This window comes from Pseudomonas sp. S30, from assembly GCF_016518545.1.
Classification (GTDB): Bacteria; Pseudomonadota; Gammaproteobacteria; order Pseudomonadales; family Pseudomonadaceae; genus Aquipseudomonas.
In genome coordinates, this window is sequence record NZ_JACVTO010000007.1 from 22,441 (window position 1) to 40,497 (window position 18,057).

Here is an 18,057-nt window from a genome sequence, read left to right on the forward strand (position 1 = left end):
CCTCAATGAACTAGAGAGTGTTCGAACTTACACGGCCGCGACAGGGCGCATGTAGGAGATCGGTGCCGTGCTGGCATCTTCGAAGGTGACCACTTCCCAGGCATCGGTTTCGGCGATCAGCTTGCGCAGCAGTTGGTTGTTCAGCGCGTGTCCGGACTTGTAGCCCTTGAACTCGCCGATCAGGCTGTTGCCCAGCAGGTAGAGGTCGCCGATGGCGTCGAGGATCTTGTGCTTGACGAACTCGTCTTCGTAGCGAAGGCCGTCTTCGTTGAGCACACCGGTTTCGTCGACGACGATGGCGTTCTCGACACTGCCACCGAGCGCAAGGTTATGCTTGCGCAGGTATTCGATGTCGCGCATGAAGCCGAAGGTGCGTGCGCGGCTGACTTCCTTCACGAACGAGGTGCTGGAAAAGTCGACGCTGGCGCTCTGGGTCCGGTTGCGCAGGACCGGATGGTCGAAGTCGATCTCGAAGCTCACCTTGAACCCGTCGAAGGGCATGAACGTGGCGCGCTTGTCGCCCTCCTCCACGGTCACTTCGCGCAGGATGCGGATGAACTTCTTGGCGGCGTCCTGTTCTTCCAGGCCCGCGGATTGAATCAGGAACACGAAGGGTCCGGCGCTGCCGTCCATGATCGGCACTTCCGAGGCGGAGAGCTCGACGTAGGCGTTATCGATACCCAGGCCCGCCATGGCGGAGAGCAGGTGCTCGACCGTATCGACCTTGATGTCACCGTTGACCAGCGTCGTCGACATGGTGGTTTCGCCGACGTTGGCCGCGCGTGCCGGGATCTCGACCACAGGGTCGAGGTCGGCGCGACGGAAGACGATGCCGCTGTCCACGGGTGCCGGCTTCAGAGTGAGGTAGACCTTCTCTCCGGAATGCAGGCCGACACCGGTGGCGCGAATGGTATTCTTCAGGGTGCGTTGTCTGATCATGGCATTGGCCGCTTTAGCGCTAATTGCGAATTGGTATCAACAAAGGCTGGGAATGATAGCAGACCCCGCCTTTGCTGAACACCAATCACCCTCATAGCCCTGATAAATCCCATCAATCGGCCTGGCGACGCAGGAAGGCCGGGATGTCCAGATAGTCCAGGTCATCCTGTGGGTTGAGCTTGGCCGCAGCCGCAGCGCCGGCGTGAGCCTGATTGCGCATCACGGTCGGACGCTCCAGGTCACGGTAGTTGACCGAAGGCTGCTCGGGGCGCGCCGGCGCAGGGTTGGACGACTCGTACACCTGCTGAGCGGTCTGCAGGGTGTTGTCGACGACCTTGACCGGTTTCTCGATGCGCGCACCCAGACCGGTGGCGACCACGGTGACGTGCAGCTCGTCGCGCATGTCCGGATCGATCACGGTACCCACCTTGACCATCGCATGGTCGGAAGCGAAGGCCTCGATGATGCTACCCACGTCGGAGTACTCGCCCAGCGACAGGTCCGGACCTGCGGTGATGTTCACCAGGATGCCGCGTGCGCCCTGCAGGTTGACGTCTTCGAGCAGCGGGTTGCGGATCGCCGCCTCGGTGGCCTCGCGGGCACGGTTCGGACCGCTGGCGCAGCCGGTACCCATCATCGCCATGCCCATCTCGCCCATCACGGTGCGTACGTCGGCGAAGTCGACGTTGATCATGCCGGGACGCTTGATGATGTCGGAGATACCACGCACGGCACCGGCCAGCACGTCGTCGGCCTTGGCGAAGGCGGACAGCAGGCTGGCGTCCTTGCCCAGGATGGTCAGCAGCTTCTCGTTGGGGATGGTGATCAGCGAGTCGACGCTTTCGGCCAGCATGCGGATGCCTTCATCGGCGATCTGCATGCGCTTGCGGCCTTCGAACGGGAACGGACGGGTCACCACCGCAACGGTGAGGATGCCCATTTCCTTGGCCACTTCGGCGATGATCGGCGCTGCACCGGTACCGGTACCGCCACCCATGCCGGTGGTGATGAACACCATGTTGGTGCCCTGCAGCACTTCGGCGATGCGCTCGCGATCTTCCAGCGCGGCCTGACGACCGACCTCCGGATTGGCGCCAGCACCCAGGCCCTTGGTGACGCCGGTGCCCAGTTGCAGGATGGTACGCGCGCCGATGCTCTTGAGCGCCTGCGCGTCGGTGTTGGCGCAGATGAACTCGACGCCTTCGATGTTGCTTTTGACCATGTGGTTGACGGCGTTGCCACCACCACCACCGACACCGATCACTTTGATGACCGGGCTTTGCGGGACGTTGTCTACGAGCTCGAACATTTTCCCTCTCCTTACAGTTCTCTAGTTTTTAGCGCCTACCACTACTGCTTTGAAACTTAGAAATTGCCTTGGACCCAGCGCTTGAAGCGCTCAAGCACCGGGGCCTTCGGTTCATCGCCATAGCTGTTGCTGCTGCTGTTGCCGGTCAGGGGCAGATCCTCGGTCTGCTTTTGCAGGCCGTAGGTGAGCAGTCCCACGCCAGTTGAATAGATCGGGTTGCGCACTACGTCGCTCAGACCCCGAACGCTGTGCGGCACGCCAAGGCGTACCGGCATGTGGAAGATTTCCTCGGCCAGTTCCACGGCACCTTCCATCTTCGCGGTGCCGCCGGTGAGGACGATGCCTGCCGGCACCAGGTCCTCATAGCCGCTGCGACGCAGTTCGGCCTGGATCAGGGTGAACAGCTCGTCGTAACGCGGCTCGACCACTTCGGCCAGGGCCTGACGCGAAAGTTCGCGCGGCGGACGGTCGCCGACGCTCGGGACCTTGATGGTTTCGCCGGCACCGGCCAGCTTGGCCAGGGCGCAGGCGTAGCGGATCTTGATTTCCTCGGCGTACTGCGTAGGCGTGCGCAGGGCCATGGCGATGTCGTTGGTGACCTGGTCGCCGGCGATGGGGATCACCGCGGTATGGCGAATGGCACCTTCGGTGAAGATGGCGATGTCGGTGGTGCCGCCGCCGATGTCCACCAGGCACACGCCCAGCTCCTTCTCGTCGTCGGTGAGCACCGAGTAGGCCGAGGCCAACTGCTCGAGGATGATGTCGTCGATTTCCAGGCCACAGCGGCGCACGCATTTTTCGATGTTCTGCGCCGCGTTCACCGCGCAGGTGACCACGTGCACCTTGGCTTCCAGGCGCACGCCCGACATGCCCAGCGGCTCGCGCACGCCTTCCTGGTTGTCGATCACGTAGTCCTGCGGCAGCGTGTGCAGCACGCGCTGGTCGGCTGGAATGGCGACGGCCTGAGCGGCATCGAGCACCCGCTCCAGATCGGCAACGCTGACCTCACGGTCGCGGATGGCGACGATGCCGTGGGAGTTGAGGCTGCGGATGTGGTTGCCGGCCACGCCGACGAACGCCGAGTGGATCCGGCAGCCGGCCATCAGCTGTGCTTCTTCCACCGCGCGCTGGATCGACTGCACGGTCGATTCGATGTTCACCACCACGCCTTTCTTCAGGCCGCGGGAGGGGTGCGTGCCGATCCCGACGATCTCCAGGGAGCCGTCCGCCGCCACCTCGCCCACCAGGGCGACGACCTTGGAAGTGCCGATGTCCAGCCCGACGATCATTTTGCCGCTATGCGCGTTTGCCATGGTCCTGCCTCTCTCTAATTCTTAGCAACGGCGGGTTGGGCCGTCGTCGTCGCATTCGGTTCCCGCCAGCCAACGGCCAGGCCATTGGCGTACCGCAGATCGACGCGGGCGATGTTGCCGATCTGCTCTTTGAGTGTCTTGTCGTATATGGCAATGAACCGGCGCATCTTCTCTACCAGATGGTCGCGTCCCAGCAGCAGCTCGATCCCCGGCCCGGTGCTACCGGCTCCGGTGGTCAGGAACCAGCTGCCTCGCTCGCGTAGCTCCAGGCGAGCGATGGAGAAGCCCATGGGACGCAGCATCTGGCTCAGTACCTGATACTGCTGCATGACTTGCTGCTGAGCGCGCTGCGGCCCGAACAGCTGCGGCAGGTGCTCGTAGTTGGCCAGTTCGCGCGGGGTGAACGCCTGGCCCTGGTTGTTGAGCAGGGCCTCGTCGCCCCAGCGCGCCACCGGCAGCTGCTCTTCGAGGCGGATCACCACCTCGTTGGGCCAGACTCGACGCACTTCGGCGTGGGCGATCCACGGCATCTGCTCGAGCTCGGTGCGCATCGCGGGCAGGTCGACGCTGAAGAAGCTCGCCGCCACATACGGCGCGATACGCTGCTGCACCGCCTGCTGGCTGATGTAGCTGAGGTCGCCCTGCACGGCGATCTTGGTGATCGGCCGGTCGGCATAAGGCATCAGCCAGATCGCGCCCTCGTAGGCACCGAAGCCTGCGGCCACCAGCAGCACCGGCCACAGCAGGCGCTTGAGACCGCCGAAACTGGGACGCGGCAGGCGCGCCGATACGGGCTCGTCGGCCACCAGTCGGCTGGCACCGCGCGGCACTGGCTTGCTACGGCCGGTCACGGGTTGCTGCTGACGTACCATCGCGCCTTGCATGGTGATTAACCTCGCGTCGCTACGCTGTCGGCCAGGATCGCCAGCACCAGTTGCTGGAAGTCCAGGCCGGCTGCGCGAGCCGCCATGGGCACCAGGCTATGATCGGTCATGCCCGGCGCGGTGTTGACTTCGAGCGGCCAGAAACGGCCCTGCTCGTCCTGCATCACGTCCAGACGGCCCCAGCCTTCGATGCCGATGGCATCGCAGGCGCGCGCGGTCAGGTCGATCAGTTCCTGTTCCTTGCTGCTGTCCAGCCCGCACGGAATGCGGTACTGGGTGTCGTTGGCGAGGTATTTGGCGTCGTAGTCGTAGAAGACGTGCGGGGTACCCAGGGCGATCGGCGGCAAGACCTGGCCGCGCAAGACCGCGATGGTGAACTCGGGTCCGGCGATCCACTGCTCGACCAGCACCTGCGCGTCGTAGCGGGCGGCGTCCTGCCAGGCAGCGACCAGTTCCTCGACGTTGTTCACCTTGGCCATGCCGATGCTCGAACCTTCATGGGCAGGTTTGACGATCAACGGGAAGCCCAGTTCCTTCGCGGCCTCGACACAATCGTTTTCGCAGCTCAACACGGCGTGACGAGGGGTCGGAATGCCCAGGCTCTGCCACACCTGCTTGGTGCGCAGCTTGTTCATGGCCAGAGCGGAGGCGAGGATGCCGCTGCCGGTGTAGGGGATGTCCAGGCACTCCAGCAGACCTTGGATGCTGCCGTCTTCGCCGCCGCGACCGTGCAGGATGATGAACGCCCGATCGATCTTCTCGTGCTGCAGACGGTCCAGCAGGTCGTCGCCCACGTCGATGGCCACCACTTCGACACCGGCGCTGCTCAGCGCGTCGATCACCGCCGCGCCGGACTTGAGCGAGACCTCGCGCTCGGCGCTCTTGCCGCCGTAGAGCACGGCCACGCGGCCAAAGGCCTGGACCTCGAGGGTGGAATGCAGGGAGTCGTAGGCGGTGGTCACAGCGGTTTCTCCTGCTTGGCGACAGCGCCAGCGAACAACGGGCTCTTCATCAATTGCGGCGCCAGGCCACCGACATCGCCGGCGCCTTGGCAGATCAGGATGTCACCGGCGCGCAGCAGCGGCTTGACCAGTGGTGCCAGCTCGGCGCCTCGCTCTATGTAGATCGGGTCGAGCTTGCCGCGCTGGCGGATGCTGTGGCACAGCTGACGGCTGTCGGCACCGGGAATCGGCTCTTCGCCCGCCGGGTAGACTTCCATCAGCAGCAGCACGTTGGCATCACCCAGCACCTGCACGAAGTCGTCGTACAGGTCGCGGGTACGGCTGTAGCGGTGCGGCTGGTAGACGATCACCAGGCGCCGGCTCGGCCAGCCACCGCGCACGGCCTTGATCACCGCGGACACTTCGGTGGGGTGATGACCATAGTCGTCGACCAGCATCACGCTGCCGCCGTCCACGGGCAGCTCGCCGTAGACCTGGAAGCGTCGACCGACGCCCTGGAAGCCCGACAGGCCCTGGACGATGGCCTCGTCGCTGATGCCTTCGTCGGTGGCGATGGCGATGGTGGCCAGGGCATTGAGCACGTTGTGGTTGCCGGGCATGTTGACCGACACTTCCAGCGGCTCGCAGTCACGGCGCAGCACGGTGAAGTGGGTCTGCATGCCCTGCTGGCGCACGTTGATGGCGCGCACGTCGGCGCCCTCGTCGAAGCCGTAGGTCACGGTCGGACGCTTGACCTGCGGCAGGATCTCGCGCACCACCGGATCGTCCAGGCACATCACCGCCAGCCCGTAGAACGGCAGGTTGTGCAGGAACTCGACGAAGGTCTTCTTCAGCTTGTTGAAGTCGCCCTCGTAGGTGGCCATGTGGTCGGCATCGATGTTGGTCACCACGGCGACCATCGGCTGCAGATGCAGGAAGCTGGCATCGCTCTCGTCGGCTTCGGCGATCAGGTAGCGGCTGGTGCCCAACTGCGCATTGGTGCCGGCGGCCGTCAGTCGGCCGCCAATGACGAAGGTCGGGTCCAGGCCACCGGCGGCGAACACCGAGGCCAGCAGGCTGGTGGTGGTGGTCTTGCCGTGGGTGCCGGCCACGGCGATGCCATGGCGGTAGCGCATCAGCTCGGCGAGCATCTCGGCGCGAGGCACCACTGGAATGCGTCGCTCCAGGGCGGTGGCGACCTCCGGGTTGGCGGGATTGATGGCGCTGGACACCACCAGCACGTCGGCGGTCGCGGCGTTCTCGGCGCGGTGACCGACGAAGATCTCGGCGCCGAAGGTTTCCAGGCGCTGGGTCACCGGCGAGGCCTTGAGATCGGAACCGGACACTTCGTAGCCCAGGTTCAACAACACCTCGGCGATACCGCACATGCCGACGCCGCCGATGCCGACGAAGTGGATACGGCGGATACGGCCCATCTTGGGATGCGGCATGGCTTTCTGGCTCTCAACCATGGGCCACCTCCAGGCAGATGTCGACCACGGTGCCGGTTGCAGCAGGTTTGGCCAGGCGGCGTGCGGTGCCCGCCATGGTCTGGAGTTTCTCGGGTTGCATCAGTACCTCGTTCAGGCGTTCGGCGAGTTGCGCCGCGCCAGTTGTCGCTTGTGGCATCAGGAAGGCAGCACCTTCGCGAGCCAGGTATTGGGCGTTGTGGGTCTGGTGGTCGTCGATGGCATGGGGCAAGGGCACCAGCATCGAGGGCAGGCCTGCCGCCGCGAGTTCGCTGACGGTCAGGGCACCGGCCCGGCACACGACCATGTCGGCCCAGCCATAGGCGTGGGCCATGTCCTTGATGAAGGGCTCGACCTGCGCCTCGATCCCGGCCTCGCGATAGCGCTGGGCAGTGACCTCGGCATGTTGCCTGCCAGCCTGGTGGAACACCTCGGGGCGCAGCGACTCGGCCACATCGGACAGGGCCTTAGGCAACAATTTGTTCAAGGGTTCCGCGCCCAGGCTACCGCCGAGCACCAGAAGGCGCGCACGGCGGTTGGTCAGGGGCGCGCGAGACATCTCCAGGAACAGTTCGCCGCGTACCGGGTTGCCGGTGGTGCGGCGTTTCTCGCTGGCGGCGAAGGTATCCGGGAATGCCTCGCAGACCCGCGCAGCCAAGGGCAGCAACAGGCGGTTGGCAGTGCCGGCGCGGGCGTTCTGCTCGTGGATCACCAGGGGCACGCCGCACAGTCGCGCAGCCACACCGCCAGGGCCGGTGACGTAGCCGCCGAAACCGAGCACGCACACCGGCTCGAGCGCGCGGATGATGCGCCGCGCCTGCATCACGGCCTTCATCAGGGTGAAGGGCGCCTTGAGCAAGGACAGCTTGCCCTTGCCGCGCAGTCCGCTGACCTGGATCAGGTGCAACTTCAAGCCGGCCTGGGGCACCAGTTCGTTCTCGATGCCGCGAGGCGTGCCCAACCAGTGCACGGTGTAGCCACGGGCCTGGAACTCGCGCGCGCAGGCCAACGCGGGGAACACGTGGCCACCGGTACCGCCCGCCATGATCAGCACGTTCCTGCCGTCAGCGCCCATGACTGGTCTCCTCGGCAAAATCGCTTTCCTTGAATTCGTGCTCCTCGCTGCCCAGGTGCGTGCGACTCTCCCATTCGATGCGCAGCAACAGCCCCACGCAGGCACAGCAGATCACCAGGGAGCTGCCGCCGTAACTGAGGAACGGCAAGGTCAGGCCCTTGGTCGGTAACAGACCGACGTTCACTCCGATATTGATGAGGAACTGGCCGATCCACAGAAACGCGAGGCCAAACGCCATGTAGGCGGCGAAGAACTGCTTGGCCTTCTCGGCCCACAGGCCGATGTACAAGGCGCGGATGGTGACGAAGACGAACAGCGCCACGGTGCACAGCGAGCCCACCACGCCCAGTTCTTCGGCCAGCACCGAGAACACGAAGTCGGTGTGCGCCTCGGGCAGGTAGAACTGCTTCTGCACGCTGTTGCCCAGGCCCACCCCAAGCCACTCGCCGCGACCGAAGGCGATCAGCGCCTGGGTGAGCTGGTAGCCCGAGCCGAACTGGTCGGACCAGGGGTCGGTGAAGGTGATCAGTCGCGCCATCCGATAAGGCTGCGCCTGAACCAGCACGAACACCGCCACCACCGCCAGCACCACCATGAGCGAGAAGCGGAACAGCCCGACCCCACCCAGGAACAGCATGGCGGCAGCGGCGCCCATCATCACCACGGTGGCGCCGAAGTCGGGCTCCATCAGCAGCAGCCCGGCCATCGGCAGCAGCACGATGAACGGCTTGAAGAAGCCCATCCAGCTCTCGCGCACCTCGGTCTGCCGTCGCACCAGATAGCCGGCCAGGTAGATCACCACGAACACCTTGGCGATTTCCGAAGGCTGGACGTTGAAGAAGCTGAAGCCGATCCAGCGCATCGAGCCGTTCACTTCACGCCCGATGCCCGGCACCAGTACCAGCACCAGCAGGCCGAAGGCGCCGATCAGCATCATGAAGCCCATGCGCTGCCAGGTGGCGATCGGCACCATCATGGTCACGCCGCAGGCCCCAAGGCCCAGGGCGACGTACACCAGGTGGCGAATCATGTGGTAAAGCGGATTGCCCGACTGCACCGCCGCCACTTCCGAGGAGGCCGAGGTGATCATCACCAGCCCCAGGCCCAGCAGGGCCAGGCAGCCGGCCAGCAGCGGGAAGTCCAGATCGATGCCGCGACCGCTGATCAGCGGTGACGGATAGGGTTTGACGATACCGAAGATCATGCCAGTGCCTCCGCTGCCTGGGCGAACAGCCGCCCGCGCTCCTCGAAGTTCCTGAACATGTCCAGGCTCGCACAGGCCGGCGACAGCAAGACCGCATCGCCTGGCTCGGCCAGTTCGGCGCAGCGCTGAACCGCCTCATCCAACGTCGCGGCATGCACCAGCGGCACGGCGCCTTGCAGCGTGTCGCTCAGGCGCTGGGCATCGCGGCCCAGCAGCACCACGGCGCGGCAATGCGCGCCGACCGGCTCGCGCAGCGCGGCGAAATCCGCACCCTTGCCGTCACCGCCGGCGATCAGCACCAGCTGGCCTTCGATGTCGGCCCCCAGGCCTTCGATGGCCGCCAGCGCGGCACCGACGTTGGTGGCCTTGGAATCGTCGTACCAGTTCACCCCACGCAGCTCGCGCACCCATTGGCAGCGATGCGCCAGGCCGCCGAAGGCGCGCAGGGCGTCGAGCATGGGCGCGAACGGCAAGCCGACGGCATGACCCAGTGCCAGCGCCGCCAGCGCGTTGCTCTGGTTGTGGGCGCCGCGGATCTTCAGTTCACGCACCGGCATGAGCGCCTGGAACTCGAAGGCCAGGCATTTCTCGCCGTTCACCTCGCGCAGGCCGAAGGCTTTGAAGTCCGGCGCGTTGAGGCCGAAGCTCCAGGTCGGGCGCCCCTCGACCGGCAGTGGCCGGCTCAAGGCATCCTGGCGGTTCACCACCACCTGACGGGCGCCGCGGAAGATGCGGTGCTTGGCCAGGTGATAGGCCGGCAGACCGCTGTAGCGATCCATGTGGTCTTCACTGATGTTGAGCACGGTGGCCACTTCGGCATCGAGCTGGTCGGTGGTTTCCAGCTGGAAGCTCGACAGCTCCAGCACGTACAGCTCGACCGTCTCGTCCAGCAGGTCCAGCGCCGGGGTGCCCAGGTTGCCGCCCACCGCCACGCGCTTGCCGGCCTTGGCGGCCATTTCACCGACCAAGGTGGTGACGGTGCTCTTGGCGTTGGAGCCGCTGATGGCGATGATCGGTGCCTTGGCATGGCGGGCGAACACCTCGATGTCGCCGGACAGTTTCACACCGCGCGCCGCAGCCTGCTGCAGGGCCGGCGTGGCCAAGGCCAGGCCCGGGCTCACGTACAGTTCGCTGGCGCGGCACAGGAAGTCGACGTCCAGCTCGCCACAACGCACTTCGACCTGCGGGTAGTCACGGCGCAAGGTGTCCAGCTCCGGCGGCTGCTCGCGCGTGTCGGCGACCGCGAAGGCGATGCCCCGGCTCGCCAGGAAGCGAACCAGGGACATGCCGCTCTTGCCGAGGCCGACAACGATGCGGAATTGGTCGGAAGCGATCAGTGACACGCTCGTTACCTCAGTTTCAGGGTGGCAAGGCCGATCAGCACCAGGATCACGGTGATGATCCAGAAGCGGACGATCACCCGCGGCTCGGGCCAGCCCTTGAGTTCGAAGTGGTGATGGATCGGCGCCATGCGGAACACGCGCTTGCCGGTCAGCTTGAAGGAGGCGACCTGAATCACCACCGACAGGGTTTCCATGACGAACACCCCGCCCATGATGAACAGCACGATCTCCTGGCGCACGATGACCGCGATGGTGCCCAGCGCCGCACCCAGTGCCAGTGCGCCGACGTCGCCCATGAACACCTGCGCCGGGTAGGTGTTGAACCACAGAAAGCCCAGGCCGGCGCCGATCAGCGCACCGCAGAACACGATCAGTTCGCCCGAGCCGGGTACATAGGGAATCAACAGGTATTCGGCGAACTTCACGTTGCCGGACAGGTAGCAGAAGATGCCCAGCGCACCGCCGACCATCACCGTGGGCATGATCGCCAGGCCGTCGAGCCCGTCGGTGAGGTTGACGGCGTTGCTGGAGCCGACGATGACGAAATAGGTGAGGATCACGAAGCCCACGCCCAGCGGGATGGTGAAGTCCTTCAGGAACGGCACGATCAGCGTGGTCTCGACACTGGTCGGCGCGGTCATGTACAGGAACACCGCCGCGCCCAGGCCGAACACCGACTGCCAGAAGTATTTCCAGCGGCTGGGCAGGCCGCGCGAGTTCTTTTCGATCACCTTGCGGTAGTCGTCGACCCAGCCGATGGCCCCGAACAGCAAGGTGACGATCATCACCACCCAGACGTAACGATTGGTCAGGTCGGCCCACAGCAGCGTACTGATGGTGATGGCGGAAAGGATCAGCGCGCCGCCCATGGTCGGTGTGCCGGACTTGGACAGGTGCGATTGCGGACCGTCATTGCGCACGGCCTGACCGATCTGGCGAACCTGCAAGGTGCGAATCATCCACGGCCCCAGCCACAGCGCCAGGGACAGCGCAGTCAGCACCCCGAGGATCCCGCGCAGGGACAGGTACTGGAAGACCGCGAAGCCCTTGTAGAACTGTTGCAGATATTCGGCCAACAGCAGCAGCATTAATGTTTCTCCCCGCTGGTCTCGCACAGTGCAGCCACGACATGTTCCATCGCAGCGCTGCGCGAGCCCTTGATCAAGATAGTGGTATCGCCGGTGGACTCGACCTGGACGGCGTCGATCAGCTCGGCTTGAGTAGCGAAATGGCGACCGTTGCCGCCGAAGGCCTGTACCGCGTGGGCCATGTTGCTGCCGGTGGCGTAGAGGGCGTCGACCTTGCCGCGGGCGTATTCGCCCACCTGCCGGTGCCCCTGCTCGGCCCACTGGCCCAGTTCGCCGATGTCTCCGAGCACCAAAACGGTACGCCCGGCGAAACCGGCGAGGATATCGATCGCCGCACACACCGAGGTGGGATTGGCGTTGTAGGTGTCGTCGATCACCCGGGCGCCGCTGGCGGCCAATTGCGCCACGGAACGGCCTTTGACCGGTTGCACCGCTGCCAGCCCGGCCGCGATGCCCGGCAGGCTGATACCCACGGCATGGGCAGCGGCGGCCGCCGCCAGGGCATTGCCGACGTTGTGCGCGCCCAGCAGATTCAACTGCACGGCGACACTGCCGCTCGGCCCATGCAGGGTGAACGAGGGGCAACCGCGCTCATCGCGTCCGACTTCGCTGGCGTGGAAATCGGCACGTCGATCGGCGGGTGCGAAACTCAGTACCGCATGATCGCCCGCACGGGCCTGCCAGATCGGAAACGCCTTGTCGTCCAGGTTCAGCACGGCGACGCCGCCCTGGCCCAGGCCTTCGAGAATCTCGCCCTTGGCCTCGACGATCTTTTCCGGCCCGCCGAACTCGCCCACATGGGCGGTCCCTGCATTGTTGAGAATGACCACGTCGGGGCGGGTGAGACCCACGGTGTAGCGAATCTCGCCGAGACGCGAAGCGCCCAGCTCGATGACCGCCGCCGTGTGCTGCGCCGCGATTTCCAGCAGGGTCAGCGGCGCGCCCAGGTCATTGTTGAGGTTGCCGCGGGTGGCATGTACCGGCCCCCGCGTGCGCAGGATGCAGGCGAGCATTTCCTTGACCGTGGTCTTGCCGCTGGAGCCGGTGATGGCGATCACCGGCTTGTCGAACGCGCGGCGATTCAGCGCGCCGAGCTGGCCCAGGGCGACCCGGCAGTCGGCGACCAGCAGTTGCGGCAGATCGCTGTCGGCCACTTCGCGCTCCACCAGTGCAGCCACCGCACCCTTGGCCTGTACGTCGGCCAGGTAGTCGTGACCATCGAAGCGCGGGCCGGTCAGGGCCACGAACAATTGTCCGGCCGCTACGCTGCGGCTGTCGATGCTGACCCCGGTGAAGGTCGCGTCGGCACCGACCAGGCGAGCGTCCAGCGTTGTCGTCAGTTGATCGAGCGTCATCGGTTCAAGCATGTGCAGCCTCCCAGGCGGACAGCGCCTTTTCGGCTTCGAGCAGGTCGGAGAACGCCAGACGCTCGCCGTTGATTTCCTGATAATCCTCGTGCCCCTTGCCGGCCAACACGATCACGTCGTCGGCCGCAGCCGTGGCGATCAGTTGCGCAATGGCCTGGCCACGGCCGGCGACGAACGCGACGCGGTCAGGATTGCCCAGGCCTGGGCGGATATCGTCGAAAATGCGCAGCGGATCTTCGCTACGCGGATTGTCGTCGGTGACCCAGACCCCGTCGGCCAGGCGCTCGGCCACTTCGGCCATCAGCGGACGCTTGCCACGGTCGCGATCACCGCCACAGCCGAACAGGCACAACAGGCGACCTTGTACGTGGGGGCGCAGCGCTTGCAGCACCTGCTCCAGGGCATCCGGGGTATGGGCGTAGTCCACCACCACCAGCGGCTTGTCACCACCGCCAAGGCGCTGCATGCGACCCACCGGCCCTTGCAGTTGCGGGACCACCTTGAGGATGTCGTCCAGCGGGTATTCGAGGGCGATCAGCGCGGCGACCGCAGCGAGCACATTGCTCAGGTTGAATCGGCCCAGCAGGCGGCTGCGCAGGGTGCGCTCGCCTTGTGCGGTGACCAGGATGGCACGCACGCCTTCATCATCGAAATGCGCCTCGCGGCAATACAACGAAGCATCCTGGTCGTCCAGGCTGTAGCTGAGCAAACGCGTTTCGATATGATCGCCAGCCGGCCGCAGGGCATAGGTTTCGGCCAGTCGCCGACCGAACCCATCGTCCAGGTTGACCACCTGGCAGCGCAGCCCGGGCCAGGCGAACAGCTTGGCCTTGGCCGCTTCGTAAGCCTGCATGCTGCCGTGATAGTCCAGGTGATCGCGGGACAGGTTGGTCATGACTGCGATGTCGAATGCCAGGGCCGCGACACGGCCTTGTTCGAGGGCGTGGGAAGACACCTCCATGGCCACCGCCTTGGCACCGGCGTGCTTGAGATCGTTCAAGGTCGACTGCACGGCGATCGGGTCCGGCGTGGTCAGCCGGCCGCTCTGCAATTCGCCATGAAAACCGGTGCCCAGCGTGCCGATCAGGCCACAGCGCCGACCCAGAAGGTCCAGGGCCTGGGCCAGCAACTGGGTCACGCTGGTCTTGCCGTTGGTGCCCGTCACGCCGATCAGGTCGAGCTGTCGGCTCGGCTCGCCATAGAAGCGACCGGCGATGGAGGACAGTTGCGCGATCAGTCCCTTGACCGGAATCAGTGGCACGTCGGTCAGCGGCAACACGGTCGCGCCCTGCTCTTCGTAGGCCACGGCTGCCGCGCCACGGGCCAGTGCATCGGCGATGTGGCCACGCCCATCGACCTGCGCGCCGGGCACCGCCAGGAACAGGTCGCCCGGGCGCACCCGGCGGCTGTCCAGGGTGATTTCACGAATCAGCGGATCGCGGCTGGCGTGGGCGAACAGTTTGCTCAATGGCATGGTCATCAGCCGCGCCCTCCCTTGGCGGATGCTGCGCTGGCCTGCTGCGCATTGGCCGGCGGCAGATTGTCTGGCGGCACGTTCATCAGCCGCAGAGTGCCGGACATGACCTTGCTGAACACCGGCGCGGAGACCAGACCGCCGAAGTAGCCGCCCTTGCCCGGTTCGTCGATGACCACCACGATCGCGTAGCGTGGATCGCTCATCGGACCGAAGCCGGCGAACAGCGAGCGGTAGGCGTTCTCGGTATAGCCCTTGGAGCCGACCGTGGCCTTGCGCGCGGTACCGGACTTGCCGGCCACGTGGTAGAACGGCACCTGGGCACGGAAGACGCCGCGGGGCGCTTCGATCACTTGCTGCAACATGCTTTGAACGGTCTTGGCCGTGTCGCGCGGGATGGCCTGGACGGTTTCGGGCTGCTTGTCGACCTTGAGGATCGACAGCGGCACCATCTTGCCGTCGTTGGCCAGCGCGGCGTAGGCGTGCACCAGTTGCAAGGCGGTGACCGACACGCCGTAGCCATAGGACAGCGTCGCGGTTTCGGCCTTGCGCCACTCACGGTGGTTGGGCAGGTTGCCGACGCGCTCGCCGGGAAAGCCCAGGCCGGTGTACTGGCCGAGCCCGACCTGCGACATGACCCGATAGATGGCTTCGCCGCCGATATCGAAGGCGATCTTGCTCATGCCGACGTTACTGGAGTTGATCAGGATACCGGTGAGGTCGAGGATCGGCCCTTCGCTCTTGGACACGTCCTTGATGGTGTAGCGACCGATCTGCAGGCTGCCCGGATACACTTCTACCTTGTCGGTAGGTTTCCAGCGCCCGCTTTCCAGTGCGGCGCTCATGGAAATCGGCTTGACCGTGGAACCTGGCTCGAACACGTCGATGATCGCCCGGTTGCGCATGGCGGCCGGGAACATGCTGCGGCGGTTGTTGGGGTTGTAGGTAGGCTGGTTGACCATGGCCAGGACTTCGCCGGTCTTCACGTCCATGATCACCAGGCTACCGGCCTTGGCGTCCTGCTCGGCGATGGCGTTGCGCAGCTCGCGGGTGGCCAGGTACTGCAGGCGCAGGTCGATCGACAACGCCAAGGTCTTGCCGGCCTTGGCGTTCTTGGTGACCTGGATGTCCTTGATCAGTCGCCCGCGGCGGTCCTTGATCACCTGCCGTTTGCCGGGCACCCCGGCCAGCCATTCGTCATAGGCCAGCTCCACGCCCTCGCGACCGTGGTCGTCCAGGTCGGTGAAGCCGACCATGTGCGCGGTGACGTCACCGGCCGGATAGAAGCGGCGGAATTCCTCCAGCCCGTAGACGCCGGGCACCTTCAGGTCCAGTACCTGCTGGCCCTGTTCGGGCGTGAGGCCGCGGACCAGGTAGATGAATTCCTTGTTGGCCTGCTGGGTGAGGCGCTCGATCAACTGCTGCGGGTTCTGTCCGAGCACCGCGGCCAACTGCGGCCAGCGCTCCTTGGAGGCCTGCATTTCCTTGGGGTTCGCCCACAGGGTGGTGACCGGCGTACTCACCGCCAGAGGCTCGCCATTGCGGTCGGTGATCAGGCCACGGTGAGCAGGAATAGGGATGTGACGCAGGCTGCGGGCATCGCCTTGCCCTTTGAGGAAGTCACGATCGACCACCTGCAGGTCGATGATCCGCCAGCTGATGGCACCGACCATCAGCGCCAGCAAGCCGACCACGACCCGGAAGCGCCAGGGATACAGTGCGCCCTCGAGTTTCATCATGGCGTCACCATCCGCACTTCGTCGGCGTTTGGCACACGCATCTTGAGTTGGCCGGAGGCCAGGCTTTCGATACGGCTGTGGGCAGTCCAGGTGCTCTGCTCGAGAATCAGCCGGCCCCACTCGGCCTGGGCCTTGTCGCGCTCGTTGAGCTCGTTGTACAGGGTGTTGAGCAACTGGCGGTTCCAGTGTGCGCTATAGGACACGGCGATGGCCGAGCCCAGCACGCCAATGAACAGCAATAGCATGATGAAGCTGCCGCCGGGCAGCGGCTTGGCGAACAGGCGACTCACCGCAACTTCTCCGCCACGCGCATCACGGCGCTGCGCGCCCGCGGGTTGGCCTTGAGTTCGGCTTCGGAAGCGAACTGCGCCTTGCCGATCAGGCGGATCTTCGGTTCGAAGACCTTGTGCTGAACCGGCAGGTTGCGCGGCAGGTTGTCCGCTTCGCCCTTGACCAGCTTGCGCATGAACAGCTTGACGATACGGTCTTCGAGGGAATGGAAGCTGATCACCACCAGGCGGCCACCGACCTCCAGGGCCTCGAGCGCAGCCTGCAGACCCGCTTCGAGGTCGCCCAGCTCGTTGTTGACGTGAATGCGCAACCCCTGGAATGCACGGGTAGCGGGGTTCTTGCCTTTTTCCCAGGCCGGGTTGGCGACCTTCAGCACTTCGGCCAGGTCGGCGGTACGCGTGAACGGTTGCTGTTCGCGACGCAGCACCACCGCGCGCGCCATGCGCTTGGCGAAACGCTCTTCACCGTATTCCTTGAACACCCGGGCGATCTCGTCTTCAGCTGCGGTGGCGACGAATTCGGCTGCGCTGATGCCCTGTTCAGGGTTCATGCGCATGTCCAGCGGGCCATCGTTGAGGAAGCTGAAGCCGCGTTCGGGATCGTCCAGCTGGGGCGATGAAACGCCCAGGTCGAGCAGCACGCCGGCGACCTTGCCGTGCAAGTCGCGGCGTCGAACCTCCTCGTCCAGTTCGGCGAAGCTGCGCTGCACAATGACAAAGCGGCCGTCTTCGGCCGCCAGCGCTTGCCCCGTGGCAATCGCTTGTGGGTCCTTGTCGAAGCCCAGTAGCCGCCCCTGGGGCCCGAGCTTCTGGAGGATCAGGCGGCTGTGACCGCCGCGCCCGAACGTGCCGTCCAGATAGCAACCGTCGGCGCGCAAGGCGAGCGCCTCGACAGCTTCGTCGAGCAGGACGGTGATGTGGTTGAAGCCGCTATCTATGGTCACAGGATCAGGTCACGCAGTTCATCGGGCATGGCACCCGGTTGTTGGATAGCTGCAAGGTCGGCTGCCGAAACCACGTTCCAGGCATCCTCGTCCCACAGCTGGAATTTGTTCAGTTGCCCCACCAGCATCGCCTTCTTGTCCAGCCGGGCGTATTCGCGCAGGCGCGGCGGCACCAGGAAGCGACCGCTGCCATCGAGCTCCAGGTCCACCGCATTGCCGATCAGCAGACGCTGCAGGCGACGGTTCTCTTCACGCAACGAGGGCAAGGCACGCAGCTTGGCTTCTATCTGCTCCCATTCATCCAGCGGATACACGCACAAGCAGGGATCTACAGCGTCGATGGTCACGATGAGCTGGCCGTTGCAACGCGAATCGAGCTCGTCACGGTACCGGCTCGGCATGGCGAGACGGCCCTTGGCATCGAGGCTGACGGCGTTGGCTCCGCGAAACACGGCTGCGATTCCCCACAATGTTATCGTTTTGTAGACAGAAAACCCACTTCATCCCACTTTCTGCCACTTGCGCACACTATAGGAATCCGCCCGCTGCACCGTCAAGGCACGTTCATAAGGAAAACCCTTACAGGACCGAGATTTAGCGCAACAAAGGAAGGGGGAAAGGCTGCCACGGGACTAAATTGACGGAAAAAGTCGCGCGCACTCAAATGGATAGGGCGTG

General features: G+C 65.0%; 16 protein-coding genes. All 16 read right to left on the reverse strand.

What is annotated here, in order from left to right; all coding sequences use genetic code 11:
- Positions 1-27 precede the first annotated feature (27 nt).
- The 16 genes from lpxC to mraZ all read right to left on the reverse strand — a co-directional run bounded on the left by lpxC (position 28) and on the right by mraZ (position 17,831).
- A complete protein-coding gene (gene lpxC / locus IAE34_RS09830; protein WP_200138755.1) occupies positions 28-939 on the reverse strand; it encodes a UDP-3-O-acyl-N-acetylglucosamine deacetylase in 912 nt (303 codons plus the stop codon).
- Positions 940-1,051: 112 nt separating this feature from the next.
- Positions 1,052-2,248, reverse strand: a complete 1,197-nt coding sequence (gene ftsZ, locus IAE34_RS09835) for a cell division protein FtsZ (RefSeq protein ID WP_200138756.1) — start codon at positions 2,246-2,248, stop codon at positions 1,052-1,054.
- Between the two features lie 56 nt (positions 2,249-2,304).
- Positions 2,305-3,561 carry a cell division protein FtsA gene (gene ftsA, locus IAE34_RS09840; protein WP_200138757.1) on the reverse strand — a complete coding sequence of 419 codons (1,257 nt, stop codon included), beginning with the start codon at positions 3,559-3,561 and terminating at the stop codon, positions 2,305-2,307.
- 14 nt (positions 3,562-3,575) lie between these two features.
- Positions 3,576-4,445 carry a cell division protein FtsQ/DivIB gene (locus IAE34_RS09845; protein ID WP_200138758.1) on the reverse strand — a complete coding sequence of 290 codons (870 nt, stop codon included), beginning with the start codon at positions 4,443-4,445 and terminating at the stop codon, positions 3,576-3,578.
- A 5-nt stretch (positions 4,446-4,450) separates the two neighbouring features.
- Positions 4,451-5,407: a D-alanine--D-alanine ligase gene (locus tag IAE34_RS09850; RefSeq protein WP_200138759.1), complete on the reverse strand. Its 957-nt coding sequence runs from the start codon at positions 5,405-5,407 to the stop codon at positions 4,451-4,453.
- Positions 5,404-6,858 (reverse strand): UDP-N-acetylmuramate--L-alanine ligase, encoded by a 1,455-nt coding sequence (gene murC, locus IAE34_RS09855; protein WP_200138760.1) that lies wholly within the window; start codon positions 6,856-6,858, stop codon positions 5,404-5,406. Before murC ends, IAE34_RS09850 begins: the two co-directional genes overlap by 4 nt.
- A complete protein-coding gene (gene murG, locus IAE34_RS09860; protein ID WP_200138761.1) occupies positions 6,851-7,930 on the reverse strand; it encodes an undecaprenyldiphospho-muramoylpentapeptide beta-N-acetylglucosaminyltransferase in 1,080 nt (359 codons plus the stop codon). Before murG ends, murC begins: the two co-directional genes overlap by 8 nt.
- A complete protein-coding gene (ftsW, locus tag IAE34_RS09865) occupies positions 7,920-9,134 on the reverse strand; it encodes a putative lipid II flippase FtsW (protein WP_233631061.1) in 1,215 nt (404 codons plus the stop codon). Before ftsW ends, murG begins: the two co-directional genes overlap by 11 nt.
- Entirely contained in the window at positions 9,131-10,477 is a 1,347-nt protein-coding gene (gene murD, locus IAE34_RS09870) for a UDP-N-acetylmuramoyl-L-alanine--D-glutamate ligase (protein ID WP_200138762.1), read from the reverse strand. Before murD ends, ftsW begins: the two co-directional genes overlap by 4 nt.
- A 5-nt stretch (positions 10,478-10,482) precedes the next feature.
- On the reverse strand, positions 10,483-11,565 hold the full coding sequence (gene mraY, locus IAE34_RS09875; protein ID WP_200138763.1) for a phospho-N-acetylmuramoyl-pentapeptide-transferase: 1,083 nt from the start codon (positions 11,563-11,565) through the stop codon (positions 10,483-10,485).
- Positions 11,565-12,932: a UDP-N-acetylmuramoyl-tripeptide--D-alanyl-D-alanine ligase gene (locus IAE34_RS09880; RefSeq protein WP_200138764.1), complete on the reverse strand. Its 1,368-nt coding sequence runs from the start codon at positions 12,930-12,932 to the stop codon at positions 11,565-11,567. The genes mraY and IAE34_RS09880 overlap by 1 nt, the downstream gene beginning before the upstream one ends.
- Entirely contained in the window at positions 12,925-14,415 is a 1,491-nt protein-coding gene (locus tag IAE34_RS09885; protein ID WP_442793216.1) for a UDP-N-acetylmuramoyl-L-alanyl-D-glutamate--2,6-diaminopimelate ligase, read from the reverse strand. The genes IAE34_RS09880 and IAE34_RS09885 overlap by 8 nt, the downstream gene beginning before the upstream one ends.
- On the reverse strand, positions 14,412-16,142 hold the full coding sequence (locus IAE34_RS09890; RefSeq protein WP_200138942.1) for a peptidoglycan D,D-transpeptidase FtsI family protein: 1,731 nt from the start codon (positions 16,140-16,142) through the stop codon (positions 14,412-14,414). Before IAE34_RS09890 ends, IAE34_RS09885 begins: the two co-directional genes overlap by 4 nt.
- Positions 16,142-16,435: a cell division protein FtsL gene (gene ftsL / locus IAE34_RS09895; RefSeq protein WP_200138766.1), complete on the reverse strand. Its 294-nt coding sequence runs from the start codon at positions 16,433-16,435 to the stop codon at positions 16,142-16,144. The genes IAE34_RS09890 and ftsL overlap by 1 nt, the downstream gene beginning before the upstream one ends.
- A complete protein-coding gene (gene rsmH / locus IAE34_RS09900; RefSeq protein ID WP_442793214.1) occupies positions 16,432-17,379 on the reverse strand; it encodes a 16S rRNA (cytosine(1402)-N(4))-methyltransferase RsmH in 948 nt (315 codons plus the stop codon). Before rsmH ends, ftsL begins: the two co-directional genes overlap by 4 nt.
- Positions 17,376-17,831, reverse strand: coding sequence for a division/cell wall cluster transcriptional repressor MraZ (gene mraZ / locus IAE34_RS09905; protein ID WP_200138767.1), 456 nt, complete (start codon positions 17,829-17,831; stop codon positions 17,376-17,378). Before mraZ ends, rsmH begins: the two co-directional genes overlap by 4 nt.
- Between the last annotated feature and the right edge of the window lie 226 nt (positions 17,832-18,057).

Excerpts from the sequence above, each read along its gene's own strand:
- mraY (WP_200138763.1), bottom strand. The coding sequence starts at position 11,565 with ATGCTGCTGCTGTTGGCCGAATATCTGCAACAGTTCTACAAGGGCTTC.
- murC (WP_200138760.1), bottom strand. The coding sequence starts at position 6,858 with ATGGTTGAGAGCCAGAAAGCCATGCCGCATCCCAAGATGGGCCGTATC.
- ftsZ (WP_200138756.1), bottom strand. The coding sequence starts at position 2,248 with ATGTTCGAGCTCGTAGACAACGTCCCGCAAAGCCCGGTCATCAAAGTG.
- IAE34_RS09845 (WP_200138758.1), bottom strand. The coding sequence starts at position 4,445 with ATGCAAGGCGCGATGGTACGTCAGCAGCAACCCGTGACCGGCCGTAGC.
- ftsA (WP_200138757.1), bottom strand. The coding sequence starts at position 3,561 with ATGGCAAACGCGCATAGCGGCAAAATGATCGTCGGGCTGGACATCGGC.
- lpxC (WP_200138755.1), bottom strand. The coding sequence starts at position 939 with ATGATCAGACAACGCACCCTGAAGAATACCATTCGCGCCACCGGTGTC.
- ftsW (WP_233631061.1), bottom strand. The coding sequence starts at position 9,134 with ATGATCTTCGGTATCGTCAAACCCTATCCGTCACCGCTGATCAGCGGT.
- IAE34_RS09880 (WP_200138764.1), bottom strand. The coding sequence starts at position 12,932 with ATGCTTGAACCGATGACGCTCGATCAACTGACGACAACGCTGGACGCT.
- IAE34_RS09890 (WP_200138942.1), bottom strand. The coding sequence starts at position 16,142 with ATGAAACTCGAGGGCGCACTGTATCCCTGGCGCTTCCGGGTCGTGGTC.
- murG (WP_200138761.1), bottom strand. The coding sequence starts at position 7,930 with ATGGGCGCTGACGGCAGGAACGTGCTGATCATGGCGGGCGGTACCGGT.